This is a genomic window from Cupriavidus sp. DL-D2 (assembly GCF_039710735.1).
Classification (GTDB): Bacteria; Pseudomonadota; Gammaproteobacteria; order Burkholderiales; family Burkholderiaceae; genus Cupriavidus.
This window is the reverse complement of record NZ_JBDKXK010000006.1, coordinates 71,019-89,243: the sequence shown is the minus strand read 5'-3', so window position 1 is coordinate 89,243 and position 18,225 is coordinate 71,019. Positions and strand designations below refer to the sequence as shown.

The window sequence follows — 18,225 nt, the reverse complement described above, 5'->3', positions numbered from 1 at the left end:
AGCGGGGCGCCTTCGGGCGCCCCGCTTCATTTCAGGCGCCAATGTCCCACTGCATGCGCCACGTCACCGACGCATCCGGCTCCAGCCGCCGCAGGCCCGTGCCCTCCCAACCGCGCGCCGCAAGATTCACGGCATCGGCCACATGCGACACCGGTTCCACGCAAAAGAAGTCAGCGCCTGACGGGGCATGCAGCACGAGATGATCGAGCCCTTCGCCGGCACAGATCGTCAGCGCTGCGCCATCGCGGCGCTTCAGTGTGGCCGCGCGCTTCCATGCGCCGTAGTAGCGACTGAAATCACCCTCCGGCAAATCGCGTTCGCGCAGGAAACGCTCGCGCTCCGCCACGGTGGTACGCGCAGTGGCCACGCCTCCGGCGTCCGCAGGCCAGACGTGCGCGGCATCGAACTGCAATCGCATCCCTGGCACGCGGGCAAAGAATGGGTGGAAGCCACCGCCTACAGGCATCGCGTCGTCGCCATCGTTTCGCAAGCTCAGTTCGATTTCGAGTCCTCGTTCGGTGAGTCGCAGGGTCTGCCGCGCACGGAGGGGCCATGGCCAGTCTTCACCGGCCGGTGTGTGGGCGAGTGTCATGACGAGGGTGTCTTCGCTGTCTTCTTCCACGGTCCATGGCCGCGCATGACCGAAGCCGTGCATCGCGTGGGCCTGACCCGGATGAGCGGGCAATTCGATATCGCGGCCGTTCCAGCGAAAGCGGCCCAGACGGATGCGGTTGGAGAACGGCAGCAAAGGATAGCTGCCAGTTTTGGGCCACTGGTGGGCGTCGAAGCCTTGGGTTACGTCGAGTGGAGCCAGCCAGTCGATGACGACGCCGTTGGCACGCGTGGTTTGAAACGATGCCATGCGGCCGCCAAGTGAGGGGGCGATGACGAGGGTGTGGGGGCCGGCCCGGAGGGTGTGGATGGGGCCAGCGGAGAGCAATGGCATGTTCAACATTCCACTTGTTTTTGCTCCCCTCTCCCGCTTGCGGGAGAGGGGAGAACTACAGCGGCAGATTCAACCGCGCTCTTGATACTTACTTCAACAACATCTCCGGCAACCACAGCGAGAACGCCGGCACAAACGTCACCAGCATCAGCGCCGCGAGCAACGCGCCGTAGAACGGCCAGATCGTGCGCATCACCTGCCCCACCGATACACCACCAATCGCGCAGCCGACGAACTGCGTGGTCCCTACAGGCGGCGTATTCAAGCCCAGCGCGCAGTTGATCAGCATCATCATGCCGAACTGAACGGGGCTCATGCCGTAGTGGATGCAGATCGGCAGGAAGATCGGCGTGCAGATCAGGATCGTCGCGGCCATGTCCAGGAACGTGCCCAGGATGAACAGCATCACGTTGACCATGAGGAAGATCATCCACGGCGTGGTGGACATCGAACTCAGGAACTCGCCGGTCAGCGCAGCCACGCCGTACAGGCTGATCATGTAGCCGAACGTGGCCGAGATGCCGATCAGCAGCAGGACCACGCCCGTGGTCTTCACTGCCTTGGCAGCAGCCTTGATGAACTGTTCACGCGTCAGCGAGCGATAGAGGAACACGGTCAGCGTCAGCGCATACAGCACGGCCACCGCAGCGGATTCCGTTGCCGTGAACACGCCCGACAGGATGCCCGCGATGATCAGCACGACGACGAACAGACCCGGCAATGCCGCCGCCAGCGAATGGCCCACGATTTCCCAGCCCGGAAACGAGCCAGCCGGATAGCCACGCTTGCGCGCCACGAAGTAGGCAGCGGCCAGGTTGCAGATCGTCAGGATCAGCGCCGGCAGCAGGCCCGCGAGAATCAGCGCGGCGATCGACACCTTGCCGCCTGCGGCCAGCGTGAAGATGATCATGTTGTGGCTGGTCGGCATCAGCGCGCCCACCAGCGAGGCATGCGTGGTCACGTTGACCGCGTAGTCCGCGTGATAGCCCTCTTTCTTCATCATCGGGATCATCACCGCGCCCATGGCCGATACGTCGGCCACCGGCGAACCCGACACGCCGCCGAACAGCGTACATGCCACCACGTTCGACATACCCAGCCCGCCGCGCACATGGCCGGTCAGCGACTTGGCGAAATCAACGATGCGGTTGGCGATGCCGCCGTACAGCATCAGCTCGCCCGCAAAGATGAAGAAGGGAATGGCCAGGAACGAAAACGCGTTCATGCCCGAGGTCATCTGCTGGAACACCACGGCCAGCGGCAGGCCCTCGTACAGAATCGTTGCCACGGCCGAGAGGCCGATGGCAAATGCAACCGGCACCCCGAGAATCAGGAAGCCGAAAAAGCTGACGGTGAGAATGATCAGTGCCATGCCGGCTCCACTTCCGTGCCTTTCAGCACGGCAATCAGGTGTTCGATCGAAAACAGCACGATCAGCACGCCGGCGATGACCGGCGGCAGATAGCGCCAGCCTTCGGAGATGCCGAGCGTCGGCAGCTTGTAGTCGGCCACGGACAGCGCCAGCAGCGCGCAGTTGTAAGCCATGATGGCGCCGAAGCTGCCCACCAGTACGTGGATCAGCAGTTCGATCTTGATACGCACGCTATCGGGCAGCAGCACGAGCAGCGACTCCAGCCCGATATGGCCCGAATCGCGCACGCCCACGGCGCAACCGAACATCGTCACGTAGAGCACCAGCAGCATGGCGATGGATTCGGCCCAGGTCGGCGTGTCGTTCAGCACGTAGCGGCCGAAGACTTGCGTGAGCACGGCCACGACGAGCAGCACCAGTCCGAGGACACCGAGCGCGAGGCAGGTGCGTGCGAGCGTGGCGCAGAGGCGAGTGTAGAAGTTGGCGTGTACGACCGGCGCCTCGATGGCGTCGCCGCGCACGCCCTCCGCCGGGGTGGCCGGCGTAGGGGATGGCGAAAGCATGATGATGGATTCCTGCAGCGATACGACAGCAAAGGGACTGCCCGCGACCCCGCTTGCTCAAGGGCCGCGGCCACTACGATGAGGCTTACTTCGTGTCCTGCGCGCGCTTCACCAGATCCTTCATCTGGGCACTGGTGATGAAGCGGTCGTACACGGGCTTCATCGCGGCCTGGAACGATGCCTTGTCCACCTGGATGATCTGCACGCCCGACGCTTCCACCATCTTGCGCGACTTCAGTTCGCGCTCGTCCCACAGCTTGCGCATGAACGGCACCGAATCCTTGGCGGCCTGGCGCACCATCGCCTGGTCTTCCTTCGAGAGGCGATCCCATGCCACCTTCGAGAACAGCAGGATTTCGGGCGCCATCGAGTGCTCGGTCAGCGAGTAGTACTTGGCCACTTCGAACTGGCGCGAGCTCTCATAGCTGGGCCAGTTGTTCTCGGCGCCGTCGACCAGACCGGTTTTCAGCGCGGTGTAGACCTCGCCCCACGGCATCGGCGTAGCGTTGGCATGCATGGCTTCGAGCAGCGAGACCCACAGGTCCGATTGCTGCACGCGAATCTTCATGCCCTTGGCATCGGCCAGCGACTTGATCGGACGCTTGGTCGTGTACATCGATCGCGAGCCGCTGTCGTACCAGGCCAGGCCGATGAAGCCGTTCTTCTCGCACGACTTCAGGATGTCGTCGCCCACCGGGCCGTCCAGCACATGGCGCATGTGTTCGGTGGAGCGGAACAGGAACGGCATCGTCGGCACGATGGTGGCTTCGCAGATGTTGTTCATCGCTGCCGAATTCACGCGCACCATCGACAGCGCGCCGATCTTGGTCTGCTCGATAGCATCCTTCTCGCTGCCCAGCGAACCCTGCGCAAAGACCTTGACCGTCATCTTGCCGTTGGAGCGTTGCTTGAGCAGTTCGCCCATCTGGCGCACGGCCTGCACGGTCGGATAGTCCTCGGGGTGGATGTCGGCGGAGCGGAACTCCACGGCCTGAGCGGCCAGCGGCAGGGCCATCGCGGTGGCGAAAGCGGCCATCAGGGTACGCAGGCGAGGGGGCGAAATGCGGGTCATCAGTGTCTCCAGTGTTGTAGTTCTTCGTTCAAAATCAGTCGCGCATGGAATCGCGCAATACCGGCTCCGCAAGGCCACGTACACCAGGGCGTAACGCGACCACGGCGCCGGACAGCGGATCGCTGTCGTCGGTGCGGATCGACGTGACATACAGCGTGTCTAGGCCCGCGCCGCCAAACGCGCACATCGCGGGCTTGGCGAACGGCACGGCCACGCTGCGGTCAAGCCGGCCATCGGGCGTGAAACGATGCACTTGTCCTGCGTCGTTACCGCAGATCCAGTAGCAGCCGTCCTCGTCCACCGCCGCGCCATCGGGACGGCCCGGGTACTTGTTCATGTCGATGAACAGGCGGCCATTCGATGGCGTGCCGGTATCGGTGTCGAAGTCGTAGGCCCACACGGCCTGCCGCGCGGGATGCGAATCGGAGACGTACATCGTGCGGCCATCGGGGCTGAACGCCAGCCCGTTCGGCGTGATCATTTCTTCGCGGACGACATCCAGCGCACCAGTGCGCGCATCGAAGCGATACAGCTTGCCGTCGGTGGCGGCCAGCGACATATCCATCACCATCGTGCCGGCCCAGAAACGCCCCTGCCGGTCGCAACGACCATCGTTGAAGCGCATGCCGCCGTGGCTGTGCTGCACCGTCGCCACGCGGTCGATGGCCGATACCGTTTGTCCCGGCGTCAGCTTGCCGATGCGGAAGAGTCCCGTTTCCATCGCCAGCAGCCAGCCACCATCGGCAGTCATCGCGATGCAACCCGCCATCTCGGGCACGGCCCATTGATGTGTCTGTCCGCTCGATGGATCGAAGCGCCACAGTGTGCGATTGGGGATATCGGTCCAGTACAGCGCCGCATCGCCGGCGTGCCAGACGGGGCTTTCGCCCACGCCGCAGCGCATGTCGCCGATGCGTTCGAATTCGGTGTGGCCTGCCATGGCGGTCAGTCTCCGAACGGTCCGGCCTTCACGAAGGCGCCGCCCTGGTACCAGCCTGCCGGATCATCGGCCGGCAGCGGCGGCACCGACTCCACCTTGGCGCGGAACTGCTCGGACGATTCCACGGGCTTGAAGCCCAGCTTCGCCGCCTTGCTGTTGTCCCACCAGCTATCGCGGTTGGCCGATGCGCCATAGACAATCAGGAAACCGACCTCGGGCACAAAGATCGCGCGCTTGATCAACTGTTCCAGGTCTTCATAACCCAGCCACGTCACCATCATGCGACGATCCTTGGCCTCCGGGAACGACGAGCCAATGCGCAGCGCCACGGTCTCGATGCCATAGCGATCGCTGTAGAAGCTGCCCATCTGCTCGCCGAATGCCTTGCTGATACCGTAGTAGCCATCGGCGCGCGCTGGCGTATCGGCATCGAGCACCTCGCCCTGCCGGTAATAACCGATCACGTGGTTCGAACTGGCGAACACCACGCGGCGCACGCCATGACGACGCGCCGCTTCGTACAGGTGATAGGTGCCCTGGATGTTGGCCGGCAGGATTTCCTCGAACGGGCGCTCCACGGACACACCGCCCAGGTGGACGATGGCATCGACACCTTCCACCAGCGCGTGCACAGCCTTGGCATCGGAAAGGTCGCAGGTCAAGACTTCTTCCTGCTCGCCCGCCGGGCCAAGGTTGGCGATGTCGGAAACGCGCACCACATCGGCATAACGCTTCAGCCGGTCGCGCAGGACACGGCCAAGGTTGCCGGCCGCACCGGTCAGCAGGATGCGGTGGCAGCGGGTGGCGACGCCATCCAGCGGGTCTTTGAAAGTCTGGGACATGGATTTCGGCTTGCATGGCGCGCGGGTCCTGCTACAGGCGCACTCATGACTAAATTGAGAGTTATTGATCTGTCGTCATACAACGCCACTGGAATCTAATCGCGCCCCGTATTCAGGTCAAGATCACTCTGTCTCAGTGAATTCCCTAGAAGTTTTAAGTTGCAGACATCCAGACTTTAATTGCTGCAATGCGATATTTCTAACTCAAACGAGTGAATTCCCTATTTTGGTGAATGGCGAAATACAGTCGGATAAAAACCCTGTAACCCTTATGAATAATGGGATACAGGCTTATTAAGCGATTAGCTAATAAAGCCGATGACAGTCATTTCTTTGCTTCGACTTCACATCGGCAGACGTGGGATTTCCGCTCTGCATCAAGGGCTGGCGGCTGCTGGAATGATTGAACTGGTGTGATTCCACAACGCAATGTCTCATCCTATGTCTTGCGTCGTTATTTTTTTGTAAGGTACGATGTCATCGGACATCAGATCACATGAATTGCCTTTCCCAATTCCATGTTTCGGACGTCCCGGCGCGCGGCGCGCCTTAAATACCGCGCGCCTCCCATGCCCGCCGGTGAAGGAAATGCCTGAGCCAGACGCAGCAGAAGTCAAAGCATTCGCCACCGGCAATTCCACAACAAACGAAATAACAAGCCAGGATGGAGACTCAAACCATGAAGCGAGCCCTTGCGCCCTTCTTCACCACCGCAGCACTCGCGACACTAGGCGTCTCGGCTTCGGCCCAGGCCCAGTCCAATGTCACGCTCTACGGCATTGTCGACACCACGATCCGCTACACCACGAATGAAAACGCCGCTGGCAACGCCAAGGTGCAGATGACCGACGGCGTGCTGACCGGCAGCCGTTGGGGCATGTACGGCGTGGAAGACCTGGGCCGTGGCTATCAGGCGCTCTTCGTGCTGGAATCCGGTTTCTCGCCTGACGCGGGCCAGAGCCTGCAGGGCAACCGCCTGTTCGGTCGCAAGGCGTACGTCGGGATGCAGGGTGATTTCGGGACGGTCACGCTGGGCCGCCAGTTCACGGTGATCCACGAAGTCATTGCCAGCTATGACGCATACGCGCTGGCCAACCTCGCCATCGTCGGCTTCCAGGGTGGCAACTACACGGGCGGCGTGCGCCAGGACAACATGATCAAGTACGCCGGCAAGTTCGGCGGCCTGACCATCGCAGCCCAGCATGCATTCGGCGAGCAGCCGGGCAGCGTGGCGAAGTCGTCCTCGACGGGCGGCAGCCTGACCTACGCGGCCGGTCCGTTCATGGTGGCAGGCGGCTACCAGATCATGAAGGACACCACCACGTACTACGGCGTCACGGTACCGAACAGTGATCAGAAGGTCTGGACTCTCGGCGGCACATACACCGCAGGCCCGGCCACGGTCTATCTCGGCTACACGAACAGCAACGTGGACAACGCTGGCTACAAGAACCAGGCCGGCTACCTGGGCTTCAAGTACCAGTTCAATCCGGCATGGTCGGTCATCGCGAGCGGCACCTATGACCACCTGAAGACCGGCAGCGATTCGGGCAACCGCTTCACGGGCGCCATGATGCTCGACTACGCATTCAGCAAGCGCACCGACGTCTACCTCGAGGCCGACTACACCACGCTGTCCGACGCCTGGCGCACCCTCGGCGCACAGCCGACGTTCCAGACGCCGTTCTACGGCCACGGCAGCCGTGTGGGCGTGATGGCCGGCCTGCGCCACAAGTTCTGACGCGGCAATCGACACAAGCCGGTCAACGAGAAAAAGGGGGCGACATCGCCCCCTTTTTCCTGGAACGTGGCAGGAATGCCCATGCGATGATTACGCCTGTTGTGACGCGTTGCCCCAGCAAGCTTTGCGAAAAAAATTGCAGGAGGGGCTTCACAAATCCGAGGGGCGCTGCTAAGATTGCTGGCTCTGTTGGACGCGATGCAGATGCAACAAAGCGCAGCAAATCCAGCAAGAAAACAGGTTTCAGACAAGTTTAAGGTTTCGCCGGTGTAGCTCAGTTGGTAGAGCAGCGCATTCGTAATGCGAAGGTCGTAGGTTCGACTCCTATCTCCGGCACCATTCTCAATGGTGGCGCGGTTTTCGAGGGTTTCACGCAAGGCAGCGAGTGAGCTGGTCTAACGTGGAGCAAAGATGAAAGCCCAAGCCCTGAAAAGCGGCACGCAATCTCCCTCGCGTGCCTTCACCGTCGTACCCGTCCGGCACCTGTCCAGTGTCAGCAGACGACTCCTCACCGTCCACGAACTCGTGGACGCGTACATGGCCGCTTACAGCGGCAATGATCGAGCACGCCCCCAAACTCTGCACCGCTGGTGCGCCTACCTTGACGGCCTGAATGCTGCCGAGGTGGACGCCGACCATATTGCCGATGCGCTGGAGCACTGGTCACAGCAGCCGGTGCGCCGCTTCATGGGCAAGGACGATGCGGGCGAGCCGATCTACAAGGACGTGGGCCTCCCCGCCCCCGCCACCATCAACCGCGCCAAGGCGGTCCTCTCAGCAGTTTTCTCGTGGGCGCAGCAGAAGCGCCTCATGCCTAAGGGCTGGCAGAACCCATGCCGTGCCGTTGCCGCGCGGGAGGCCGACAACGCCCGCACCCGCTTTCTGACCGCCGCCGAACGCAAGCGCCTACTCGCCATCACCAAGGTTTCCACGTGGCCGCGCCTCTATCTGCTCGTGCTCATGGCACTGACAACCGGCGCACGCCGTGGCGAGCTGCTGTCGATCGCCTACCGGGACATTGACATGGAGGCCGGCACCGCCCACCTCCACGACACCAAGAACGGGGACGAGCGGGTCCTCGTGCTGGTGCCCGCCGTGGCGGCCGAAATCAAACGCCTCGGCAAGGCACCCCACCCCGAGGCATTGCTATTCCATCGCATCGGCCATTGGGACCGGCCATTCCACCCGGAACGGGCGTGGAAGATCGCGCTTACCGAGGCCAACATCCCGGACTTCCGATTCCACGACCTGCGCCACTCGTGCGCGTCCTATCTCGCGCAGCAAGGCGGCAGCCTGCTCGAAATCGCTGACGTGCTCGGCCATCGCGGGCTGGAAATGGTCCAGCGTTACGCCCACCTTTGCACCGACAGCAAGGCCCGTCTAGTCAATCGCGTCCTCGGAGACATGCAATGACCTCCAAGAATAAACCGACCGTCAAAAAGAAAATGCCGCGCATTGCCGCAGAGATGTTTGTGACGGGCTTTTTCGATGGCGAGGACCCGCCGACTGAGCTGGTAGACATGCGTGCCCTGCGCCGGCTGGAGGCACTGGCCCGACTGCGTGCGGACTTCACCGAATCGGATGGCTGGCCTATGTTCCGCGAGCGTGCAAACGAGACGCTGGAATGGTTGCTCTCGGCTGTGGAGGCCGATCAGAGCGTGCTGCGCGCGATTGTTTCCCCCAACAGCAAAGCATTCACCGAGGCGGACCGTGCAGAGATGGAACGGCTGTTTCTGGAATATTTCGTGCTCCGGGATGAGGAAGGAAAGAAAGCCACACGCGAGGGCGCCTATGCCTATGTGGCGGGAGAATTCAAAGGCGAGGGTGGCAAGACGGTGGCGGCCAGCTCTCTCAAGAAATCGGCGCTCAAGGATGTTCCCAAGCCACCGAAACGGGAACGAGGCAAGAACAAAACGGTGGCGTGATATCGGTGCCGCGCTGACCAGAAAGGGAAGGACGTACGTCCTTCCCTTTTTCGTTCGTGCCTTTGCTCCTCGGCGGACCTACTTTGATTCCAGCGCGGCCCGGACAACCGCGCCACCATTGGCCCGTCAACCGCGAGGACACTCGAAATATGGAAGCTACTGCCACTACGCCCCCGAACGTCATGCCCCTGATTGGCCCGGATGGCTGGCGCTCGAACTACGCCAGCGCCCTCGTGCCGAGTGATGCCGCCCTACGCTACGTCATGACCCCCGAAGTGCGCGAACACTGGATTCGTGAAGGGTTGATTTTCCTGATTTCGACCCGCCTGATGACCGACCGCCCGCACGATCTGCTCCAGGCCGTGGTGGATGTCTACAAGGACCGCAGCCGCGCCCGCTTCACCGACGAACGCCGCGCCGGCATCCGTGCCGTGCCCTCGCCAGAACCCTCCGCGTAAGCCCCTCCCCGCTGATTTGCAATCCCCCGCCGGCCTTCCCACCCGGCGGGAATGGGGAGCCTTTTGCCGAAAAAAAACTTACGCGGGAGACAGGCATGTCATCGAGCGAAATTCTTGCCGAATTGAAAGGCGTGCGGGAGCGATCCTATGGCGAATGGACATCGTTTTGCCCGCTGTGCGCGGTGCGCAAACACCGGCTGCTCATCCGCGAGGACGCCGCCGGACAAACCGACATTCACTGTTTCCGTGGGCATGAGGATTGGGAAATTCTCCAGGCAATCGGGAAGACTCGACGCGCGCTGTGGCCGAGGCCGCCGCACAAGTACCACGCCCCGGACCAGGAGTGGTGGGACCGTGCGCGACTCTTTGCCAACGGCAAGCGGCTGCCGCCCATGTCGGAGCAGTGATATGGCATCCGGCCTGCTGCCTCTCGCCATGCGGATGAACCTGGACCCGGCTGTCCGCGTGGCGCTCGTCCTGCTGTGCGATGTTGCTGACCGCTTTGGAGAGCAATTCATCGCCACGCTATCGGACAAGCAGCTCGCGGCCATGCTCGGCGGCACCGTGTCTGCGGCGCGCAAGGTGCGCATGCGTCTGGTAGCGGCCGGCTTGATCCAGCGCGGCCAGCGGCAATCGCAATGGGTCATCACCATCCCGGGCAAGGACGCCATAAATGATGTTGTGCGCTGCAACTATCTGGCCCTCGGCGGCCTACCGGATGACGCGCCGGTCATCGGGAAAAAGTGGAGAACGCAACGCGCCGAGGATGACGGACACCCTGTGGATAACTCGAAGAAAAAAGCCCACACAGGGGCGGTTTCGCCAGAAGAAAAAAGCCCATGCAGGACACGGGAAAAGCCCATACAGGGGCGGTTTCAAAAGCCCTCTAATAAGGGGTTACATAGAACAGGGGAAAACTCAGGCGCCGGACCTCATTCCGCACCCGAGGATTTCGAGCAGCTCGGCAGTGGCGACGCAGCCGAGGGCTGGCTTGCAGGAAAGGGATTGCGCGACGCAGCGCAACGAGAGCCGGCACCGAACGACGAGACGGGAGCGGCCCCACCTGCCGGTGACCTGTCGGGGATGATCGGATGAGCGCCGCCTACCTGCCCCCGGACCTCGTGGCCGTGCGCCGCAGGCAGGGCATTGCGTGGATCGAGCGATGCGCCGATCTCGAGGGCTGGACCGCCGCCCACCTCATCCACGAGCGCGAGCAGTTCGGCACCACCCCCTTGCCAGCCATTGAGGCCGTGGTGGAGCAGTGGCGCGCGAGGATGTGGGAGGCCATGGAAGACCGGGGATTGATTCCCGAACACCGCCGCTCACACCCATCTGACGCGGCCACGCCCGAGCCGCACGCGCGAAAACCTCGCGGCCCCGCTCGATACCTGACACCCAAGCCGCCCAGGTCGGCGCCAGGCGTGCAGGCAGCGCTGTTCCCCAACGAGGAGGCCGCATGATCGCCCGCCGCGAGGAGCCGGGATTTCCGCCTATTCACTGCTGCGAGGGGGAGTGCCGCAGCTTCCGCCGGCACGAGGACGGACGCGGCCTGTGCATGACGCCGATGCGCGACCCGGCCGACATTTCCGAGCAGCACCGCGCGCTATCCGGCACGAATGCACGCAACCGCTGCGCGCACTACCGCCTGTTGCACAACGAGGAGACACACCATGAACCGCTGCATTTTCTGCCACACCGCCGTGCCTATGCTGCCTAAAAACCACCGCTGGCTGGTGGCCCATGGCTTCCTGGACACGCTTGGATATTGCTGCCCGGACTGCGCGCGTACTCGGGTCACGGATTGGCTGGTGCTCGTGGATTACGCGCAGCGGGGTCCCACAGGCAGACGAGCGACGCCGCACGCTGGCCGCCGCCTCAAGTCCCTGCGGGCCGGCTGATTCGTCGCGGGACACGCCGATCTGCGCGAGGGTGGGCGGTGCAGTTTCGGAAGTCGTTACCTGCGATTTCCGAACCTTTCCGTCCTTGTCTTTACCATTGAGCCGCACGCCCGGTGCGGCCCGCTGCTCTCGCTCCGCCATCTCGCGGAGCTGCTAAACCGCCTCACCGGCTGGACTTCCGCGCCTGCGGGCCTATAGTGCAACCCTGAAACCTGCTGGCGACGGCCCACCGGTCCAGCTCCCCCGTGGAGCAGCTCGACCGTGCCACCCGACCAGAAGGCGCACCTGCAGGCGACGGGTAATCCGGTCCTGCTCCCCGAACCGTGGAGCAGCTCGACCATGAATCACCGCCGCACGCCTGCCCCCACCTCCCTCCCGGAGGTGTGCTGATGCCCCGCGCTCCCGATGGCAACTATGCCAAGCGGCAGGCGCGGGAGGCCAAGTCCACCACGCCCACGCTGGTCAACTGCCCCACCTGCCGGCAGTCGTTCGTATCCCGTTCCATCCGCACCCGCAAGTGCGACGCCTGCCGTGCGCAGGAGGAGGCCGAGGCCCGCGCGCTCTCCGGCAGCTATACGCCGCTGGCCCGTGGCCCGCTGCCCGAATCCGATGCCGGCCCCACCGAGCCGCGCGCAGGTACCGGCAACCGCGGTGGACACCCTGGCGGCGGCGGGTCTCCCTATGAGCTGCTGTTCGTCGTGTTCCCCCTTTACGATCGTTTTTCCGTCCAGACCGAGACACAGGCCGATGGACTGCGGTGGTTCGCGGAGCAGCGAGGACCGCAGATCATTGCCGGCCCATACCAAGGCAGTGGACGGCGCTTTGACACCGATGTGGACGAGGAGAGCGTCTATCGCCTCGCCCACACGCTCGGGCGCTCCCTGCGTGGTGACCCGCGTGGGCTGCTCGTGCGCGATAGCGTCCAGGTCCAGTACCACGCCGGGGGGACGCATCTTGACGTGCTGGCCGCGTCCGTGCGGATCCACGGTGAAATCCTCGGCGGCCTGCACGGCGCCGACTTCGGGTGCGATGCCAGCGGCCTCATCTGCCAGCTATCCGCGCGCCTCGGCGCCAACGCCGCAAACGAGGAAGGCCAATCATGAGCATCGATTCCGATTTCGCAAACGAGCTGCTCCAGCGCGTCAAGGCCGCCGCCGGCAAGCCTGTCGTGGAGACTTCCGCGCAGACTTCCGCGCAGCACCGTGCCGGCCTGACGGACGCGGAGATGGAAAGCATCAAGGGAAGTGGGCTCAACAAGGCGGCCATCAAGTTCATTGAACTGATGTGCAAGACCATGGCCGGCAGCTTCGCGCGGGAGATTGTGCAATTGGCGGAAATTTCCATCGCGCAGTCCGAGCGCATCAAGGACCTGGAGGAGCGCGTGGCGCTGCTGCAATCCGCTCTCGCGCAGGAGGGCAAGTCATTCACGTTACCGGACAACGGGCCGCTGTCATTCACCACGCGCCGCGCGTAACGCGGCACCATCCATCACTGGAGACATCCATGTCCCGCTCACCTACAGCCTCCCCGACAGCACGGGCAATCGCCAAGGCTATCGCAACGGCCACCATTGCCATGCAGCGGTCTGTGCTTTCCGGCGGCCGATCCTCCCCGGAAAACGAACTCTCACGCCTGGAGGCATCGCCGCTGGCCGGCATGATCCTGCGCGCCACCACCGACCCCGCGAACACGTCTGACGCGAGTTTCGGCGGTCTGGTGCAGGAAACCGTGACGTTGGATTTCGTCACGAACCTGCCCAACGCCTCCGCGCGGTTGTTTGCACTCGCGGGCATCCGTGCCTCCGCCACGGTCAAGTCCCGTTTTGTGGGCCGCATCACGGACTTCATCGACGGCTATGGGTGGGTGGCCGAGGCCGCCCCGATCCCTGTTGCAAGCATGGAATTTTCGTCCGGTACGCCGTTCGTGATGGGGAAGTTGGCGCTCATCACCACGCTCACGCAGGAGCTGGCAACGAGCACGGACGGCGTGAGCATCCTGTCCACGCTGCTGTTGGAGGACGCCGCCGGCCGGATTGATAAAAACATGCTCGGCAACGCTGCGGCCACGGCCTACAGCCCCGCCGGCCTGCTCAATGGCGTGACGGCGCTGCCCGGTAGTGCGGACGGCAAGGCCGACCTCGGCGCGTTGTTCGATGCGGTACCGAAGCTGCAGCGCGGCCTGTTGCTGATGACCTCGCGACGCCTGCTGTCGGTGGACATGCTCCAGGTGCGCAACCCATCGGACGGCCGGCTCGGCGGCGCTGAAATCGTGCTGACCAGCCAGATTCCCGATGACGCCATGATCCTGCTCGACGTGCAGGATCTCGCAGTGGCGGGTGATACGGCGCCCACGATCGACACCCGGGCAGATGGCGCGGTGGTGATGGCGTCTCCGGCTGTGCCCTTCGCCGATGCGACAGGGACGGTGGGCCAGCCCATCACCAGCCTGATGCAGCAGGAACTTATGGCGATGCGCTCGCGCGTCGGCCTGTCGTGGGCAATGCGCCGCGAGGACCGGATTGCCGAAATCACCGGATGCACGTGGTGACAGCCATGCAGGGCAGCAAGCATCCGCTTTACCAGTCCGTCGCATGGAAACGGGCACGCCATGCTGTCCTGGTGCGCGACGGATTCCGCTGCGTGGTGTGTGGTGCCGATGTCCGGGGTAAGGGCGCCGCGCGAGTGGACCACATCCAGCGGCTGGCAGACAGGCCGGACTTGGGCCTCCACCTGCCCAACCTGCGCACGCTATGCGTCGGGTGCGACAACCGGAACCACGCGGAGCGAGGTGGGGCCAACCCCCGCCGCGGCAGCGATGACCACGGCCAACCGCTGGACCCCGCCCACCCTTGGAACGGTGACCCGTTCGCAGTGCTTGACGACTCGGGGCAGGCCACCGGGCAAACGCTCGGGACGGGAGCCGGTGCCGGTGAGGCGGAGGGCGAGGCGCCGCCATCGAGTCCATACCCGACCCTTGACCCATCCCGATGGTGAGGCCATGCCATGCGCCAACCGGATCCAGCGCCAAGGCGCGAACGGATACGAACAGGCCCTCGCCTACAGGTGCGGGCCGCTCGTCGCTCCTGGTGCGTTTTAACGGGTCGCGCGGACTTTCGCCGCGGAGTTGCGGGGACATCACAGGGCGCGGGGGCTATGCCGAAAGAGTCACACAACATCGGACAGCGACCCTCGTTCAGCTCATTTTCTGAAACCCAGAAAATGGACCCCAGAAATGAGGGATAGTTTTGTAGCCAGAAATAATCGGGGATGCAATGAAATTCGGAAATGCAGCGCGGGACTTCCTATATTGGCGGTCGGAGCTACACCGCCGCACCGCGATGGCCCACGCTGAGCTGCTCGCGCTGTCGCTTCCGGCTGACGAGCGTCACTCGCTGCAAAGGGTAGGCTGCAATGACCCGCTGTGGTGGCAAGACTACCTGCAGGCCAGCGGTCCGGGAGCGCGTCACGTGCTGGCTGAGTTTGTGCCGTGCGGGGTGGTCGTAGAGAGCGCCGTTATAACCGAGGTGGCACACGCTGCTCGTGAGCATCTCGCATTCCATGTGAGCGTGGTCTACGAGCACATTGGTGGCTGCTGGCCCAATGTCGCTGAGCGGTGGGGCCTAGATGTGGACGTGGCCGTAGATGTCGAGCTATCGCGTCTCGTGCAGGCACGGCTGCTCACGCGATTAAGCAGAGACGTTTTTCAAGTGCGCGTCCAGGTGGGGCCGGACGCGCTCATGGCCGTCCAGCGCGCCCACGAGGAGGCCCGCCGCACCCTGCTGGACTGAGCGGATCCAGAACCGATTGCAACCAGCCGGGGGGAGACAGAGGGCCGCTGTGTCGCGGAAGGTAAGAACGCCCCCGGCCTTTTTTTGCCTTTACCGATCTAGAAGGCGCGAAGGAACCATGCAACGGTCGAGTTATACTGCCCGGATGTCGTTCGAATCCCTTCTTCGTCCAATTCGGAATTGGCTGAGACTTGTACGGCCATCTTCTGTGGAAACCTGCCATGCACGAACACCTTATTCGATGAACGAGTTAGCACTTCTCTTATGCGGCAATGGTGCAAATGGAACTGCCGGGATTGCCCTCAGCCAACTTTCCAGTTCGATTGAGAGATTTTCATCCCGCGCGGCGAGGTTTCTTATTGACGACACTACGGACGAGACCCTGAGTTATGGGCCATTTTGTGCCCGGGTACTTCTTGAGAACGGATGTGCAGCTCTTGTCGGTCGGCTAGATTCGTTCCGGATGCTGTATCTGAGCGAATTTCAAGCGCAGCCGGAGTATGAATACGGTAAGCGCGTAAAGTCGGCATTCGCGTGGACCGGAGATGTCATTCCAGAGGACAAGCAGAGCAACGTTCTATGGAGTGCTGACCATGACCTTCCAAAAATTAGCCGTGCTTTGTTCTCTAAGCATTTCGACCATGTATTTTGGAAGCCAGCATTTGCGCGGCTTCTGGATCATGTGTCGACGCTGCCCACGGATCCGCTGCTCTCCGATGTTCTGAACATTGATCCAGACCGATTCATTGATGAAACCAAAGGTCGTAGCGCACAACTGTACTCGACCCTCTCCAAGGGCGTCCACTGGGAATTTTTTACTAGTGCCCTTCTCTTCGATGATGTCACCGTCAAGAATTCGATTCGTGAGGCAATCCTCGTCGTAGCACACCTTGGCTTAGCATCGCACTTCGTCCATACCGCATATGCGTCCCTCGACCCTATAGTTGCAGTCGACTCTTATAAAGCTATTAGAAGGCTCGTACCGTGAATAACATTGACAACTTTGAAACGGACTCAGGTCTTATTCTGGCGGCTGAAGAGTGCCCACCTGCCGAGTTCGAAAAGTACCATAGTTTCTCAAGCCACGATGAGGTGATAATCCGAAAACTGAGTGCTCACGGTCCGGTACTTATTCGAGGTGGCCGTGGTAGCGGGAAGAGTGCCTTGCTGATTGAGGCTTCTCGGAGGATGAAGACGTCCACAAGCGTTCTGCCTGTTTATGTGAGCCTCCGCTATCTGCCACTTCTCCAGTCTGACGGACAGGAGTACATTGAGCACTTTTGTGTCCTGCTGTCGCAAGCGATTCAAAAGGAATTGGGTGAGCGTGGAAGTAATCAAGATTTTCCCACAGCGGTCGACGAAGGCTCACTTCAGTTTGGGTTGACGACGTTGGCGCAGTCACTAGGCATGCGGATTGTGCTACTTTTTGACGACGCTGCACACATCGGTCGTGAGAAGCCGCTTGAAGTCTTCTTTGACATGTTCCGCACGCTGTCCAGCAACCTCACATCCTGTAAAGCTTCGATTTACCCGGGTGTAACCAAGTTTGGCGTCCGCTTTGATGTCTTCAATGACTCGACCGTCATCGACATTAGCCGGTCTGATGTTTCAACGTCTCCGGATTTTTTCCCGGATGTCATACGGGCTCGTTACCCTCGCCTGGCCGAGCGTTCGAAGTTCTCTGATCGACTGGGTCCCTCGGAGTTTGCCAACTTGCTCGGAAGATCCGTAGTAGGGAATCTTCGGGGCTTTATCTTGGCATGCAATCGATTTGACAACAAAGATAAAATCGGCATACCCGATGTGCAGCAATGCATGCTCGATATGGCATCGGACTACTTTTGGCCATTGATGGAAGAGGTGGCTCCCAAGCTTGGAATTTACGAGGCTCTCGTAGAACCTGCGCGTGATGTGATGGAAGCCATCGTGGAACACGCCACCAAGTCAGTGAAGTCAAGTCATCGTACTATTGCTTACGATCGAGTCTTAATCCACCGGCAGATAGTTAGCCAGTATCTCAAGATATTTGAGATTCTTGAATATCTTGGATTCGTTGCAAAACGGGAAGCGTCCCGAGCGCTTAAATCCGGAGGCCGCGGGCCTATCTATGCGATCAATCTGTGCAGCCTGCTTGAGTCCACGCCCTCCAGACGCCTTACATCCGAGATGATGGACGAATGGCTACAGGGAAATGGTGAGGCAGCCGAGTTGTATGTAGCGAGCGCTATTTTCCAACATATCAAGCTACCGAAGCTGCCAGACGAGAATGGGTTGGCCATTTTGAACAAAGAGATTAAGTTGCTTGGCCGGTCGTCGGCATACCCTTACGGTTTGACCGAGCCAATCATTCAACGATTGAGAGCGGCTGGTATGACAACTGTGGGCGAACTTGCTAACGCTACTGACGCCGAGCTGGACAGGATTGACTACATCGGGAGAGCGAAGATAAAAGTTATCCGAGACGTCGTATTTCAGGCGATCTGGATGTAAATCGATACTTCGGCTCGCCTGACAGGACGAAAGTACGGCTCCGCCCGCAGGCTAGCAGCTTCACTTCGATCCGATTTTTTGGCTTGCCCATTCTGATCCAGTGCGCCCGCTCCTCTGACCGCCCGCGCCGTAGCCTCCTGCACGCAAACGTCCCGCACCTCTTGCTCCGTGCCCGCACACTCAAATCCTCC

21 protein-coding genes and 1 tRNA gene are annotated in these 18,225 nt (G+C 61.8%); 16 read left to right on the top strand and 6 right to left on the bottom strand.

What is annotated here, in order from left to right; all coding sequences use genetic code 11:
* Positions 1-31: 31 nt before the first annotated feature.
* From ABDB81_RS06205 to ABDB81_RS06180, 6 genes are all read right to left on the bottom strand, one after another.
* Positions 32-946 (bottom strand): aldose 1-epimerase, encoded by a 915-nt coding sequence (locus ABDB81_RS06205; RefSeq protein ID WP_346810417.1) that lies wholly within the window; start codon positions 944-946, stop codon positions 32-34.
* An 88-nt stretch (positions 947-1,034) separates the two neighbouring features.
* Positions 1,035-2,318: a TRAP transporter large permease gene (locus ABDB81_RS06200; protein ID WP_346810416.1), complete on the bottom strand. Its 1,284-nt coding sequence runs from the start codon at positions 2,316-2,318 to the stop codon at positions 1,035-1,037.
* Complete coding sequence (locus ABDB81_RS06195) at positions 2,309-2,881, bottom strand: TRAP transporter small permease (RefSeq protein ID WP_137922967.1); 573 nt, start codon at positions 2,879-2,881, stop codon at positions 2,309-2,311. The genes ABDB81_RS06200 and ABDB81_RS06195 overlap by 10 nt, the downstream gene beginning before the upstream one ends.
* Positions 2,882-2,966: 85 nt before the next feature.
* On the bottom strand, positions 2,967-3,917 hold the full coding sequence (locus tag ABDB81_RS06190) for a TRAP transporter substrate-binding protein (RefSeq protein ID WP_346810442.1): 951 nt from the start codon (positions 3,915-3,917) through the stop codon (positions 2,967-2,969).
* 70 nt (positions 3,918-3,987) lie between these two features.
* Positions 3,988-4,893, bottom strand: a complete 906-nt coding sequence (locus ABDB81_RS06185; protein ID WP_346810415.1) for an SMP-30/gluconolactonase/LRE family protein — start codon at positions 4,891-4,893, stop codon at positions 3,988-3,990.
* Between the two features lie 5 nt (positions 4,894-4,898).
* The gene (locus tag ABDB81_RS06180) at positions 4,899-5,735 is read right to left on the bottom strand and encodes an NAD(P)-dependent oxidoreductase (protein WP_137922965.1); all 837 of its coding nucleotides are present in this window, start codon (positions 5,733-5,735) and stop codon (positions 4,899-4,901) included.
* A 679-nt stretch (positions 5,736-6,414) separates the two neighbouring features.
* Between ABDB81_RS06180 and ABDB81_RS06175 the strand changes: the two genes are divergently transcribed.
* The 16 genes from ABDB81_RS06175 (at position 6,415) to ABDB81_RS06100 (ending at position 18,034) form a co-directional block, all read left to right on the top strand.
* A complete protein-coding gene (locus ABDB81_RS06175; protein ID WP_137922964.1) occupies positions 6,415-7,476 on the top strand; it encodes a porin in 1,062 nt (353 codons plus the stop codon).
* 263 nt (positions 7,477-7,739) lie between these two features.
* Positions 7,740-7,815: transfer RNA gene (locus tag ABDB81_RS06170), tRNA-Thr, on the top strand.
* Positions 7,816-7,887: 72 nt separating this feature from the next.
* Entirely contained in the window at positions 7,888-8,889 is a 1,002-nt protein-coding gene (locus tag ABDB81_RS06165; RefSeq protein WP_346810414.1) for a site-specific integrase, read from the top strand.
* A complete protein-coding gene (locus tag ABDB81_RS06160; RefSeq protein WP_346810413.1) occupies positions 8,886-9,401 on the top strand; it encodes a hypothetical protein in 516 nt (171 codons plus the stop codon). The genes ABDB81_RS06165 and ABDB81_RS06160 overlap by 4 nt, the downstream gene beginning before the upstream one ends.
* Positions 9,402-9,550: 149 nt before the next feature.
* Positions 9,551-9,859 carry a hypothetical protein gene (locus ABDB81_RS06155; protein WP_346810412.1) on the top strand — a complete coding sequence of 103 codons (309 nt, stop codon included), beginning with the start codon at positions 9,551-9,553 and terminating at the stop codon, positions 9,857-9,859.
* A 95-nt stretch (positions 9,860-9,954) separates the two neighbouring features.
* Positions 9,955-10,266: a hypothetical protein gene (locus ABDB81_RS06150; RefSeq protein ID WP_346810411.1), complete on the top strand. Its 312-nt coding sequence runs from the start codon at positions 9,955-9,957 to the stop codon at positions 10,264-10,266.
* Between the two features lies 1 nt (position 10,267).
* A complete protein-coding gene (locus tag ABDB81_RS06145; protein ID WP_346810410.1) occupies positions 10,268-10,954 on the top strand; it encodes a helix-turn-helix domain-containing protein in 687 nt (228 codons plus the stop codon).
* The gene (locus tag ABDB81_RS06140) at positions 10,951-11,319 is read left to right on the top strand and encodes a hypothetical protein (protein WP_346810409.1); all 369 of its coding nucleotides are present in this window, start codon (positions 10,951-10,953) and stop codon (positions 11,317-11,319) included. The genes ABDB81_RS06145 and ABDB81_RS06140 overlap by 4 nt, the downstream gene beginning before the upstream one ends.
* Positions 11,316-11,576, top strand: coding sequence for a hypothetical protein (locus tag ABDB81_RS06135; protein ID WP_346810408.1), 261 nt, complete (start codon positions 11,316-11,318; stop codon positions 11,574-11,576). Before ABDB81_RS06140 ends, ABDB81_RS06135 begins: the two co-directional genes overlap by 4 nt.
* 570 nt (positions 11,577-12,146) lie before the next feature.
* Positions 12,147-12,860 carry a hypothetical protein gene (locus tag ABDB81_RS06130; protein WP_346810407.1) on the top strand — a complete coding sequence of 238 codons (714 nt, stop codon included), beginning with the start codon at positions 12,147-12,149 and terminating at the stop codon, positions 12,858-12,860.
* Entirely contained in the window at positions 12,857-13,231 is a 375-nt protein-coding gene (locus tag ABDB81_RS06125; RefSeq protein WP_346810406.1) for a hypothetical protein, read from the top strand. The genes ABDB81_RS06130 and ABDB81_RS06125 overlap by 4 nt, the downstream gene beginning before the upstream one ends.
* A 29-nt stretch (positions 13,232-13,260) precedes the next feature.
* Positions 13,261-14,304, top strand: a complete 1,044-nt coding sequence (locus tag ABDB81_RS06120; RefSeq protein ID WP_346810405.1) for a hypothetical protein — start codon at positions 13,261-13,263, stop codon at positions 14,302-14,304.
* Positions 14,292-14,750 (top strand): HNH endonuclease, encoded by a 459-nt coding sequence (locus ABDB81_RS06115; protein ID WP_346810404.1) that lies wholly within the window; start codon positions 14,292-14,294, stop codon positions 14,748-14,750. Before ABDB81_RS06120 ends, ABDB81_RS06115 begins: the two co-directional genes overlap by 13 nt.
* A gap of 278 nt (positions 14,751-15,028) precedes the next feature.
* Positions 15,029-15,544, top strand: a complete 516-nt coding sequence (locus ABDB81_RS06110; protein ID WP_346810403.1) for a hypothetical protein — start codon at positions 15,029-15,031, stop codon at positions 15,542-15,544.
* Between the two features lie 241 nt (positions 15,545-15,785).
* Entirely contained in the window at positions 15,786-16,532 is a 747-nt protein-coding gene (locus tag ABDB81_RS06105; RefSeq protein ID WP_346810402.1) for a hypothetical protein, read from the top strand.
* Complete coding sequence (locus ABDB81_RS06100; RefSeq protein ID WP_346810401.1) at positions 16,529-18,034, top strand: hypothetical protein; 1,506 nt, start codon at positions 16,529-16,531, stop codon at positions 18,032-18,034. Before ABDB81_RS06105 ends, ABDB81_RS06100 begins: the two co-directional genes overlap by 4 nt.
* Positions 18,035-18,225: the final 191 nt, after the last annotated feature.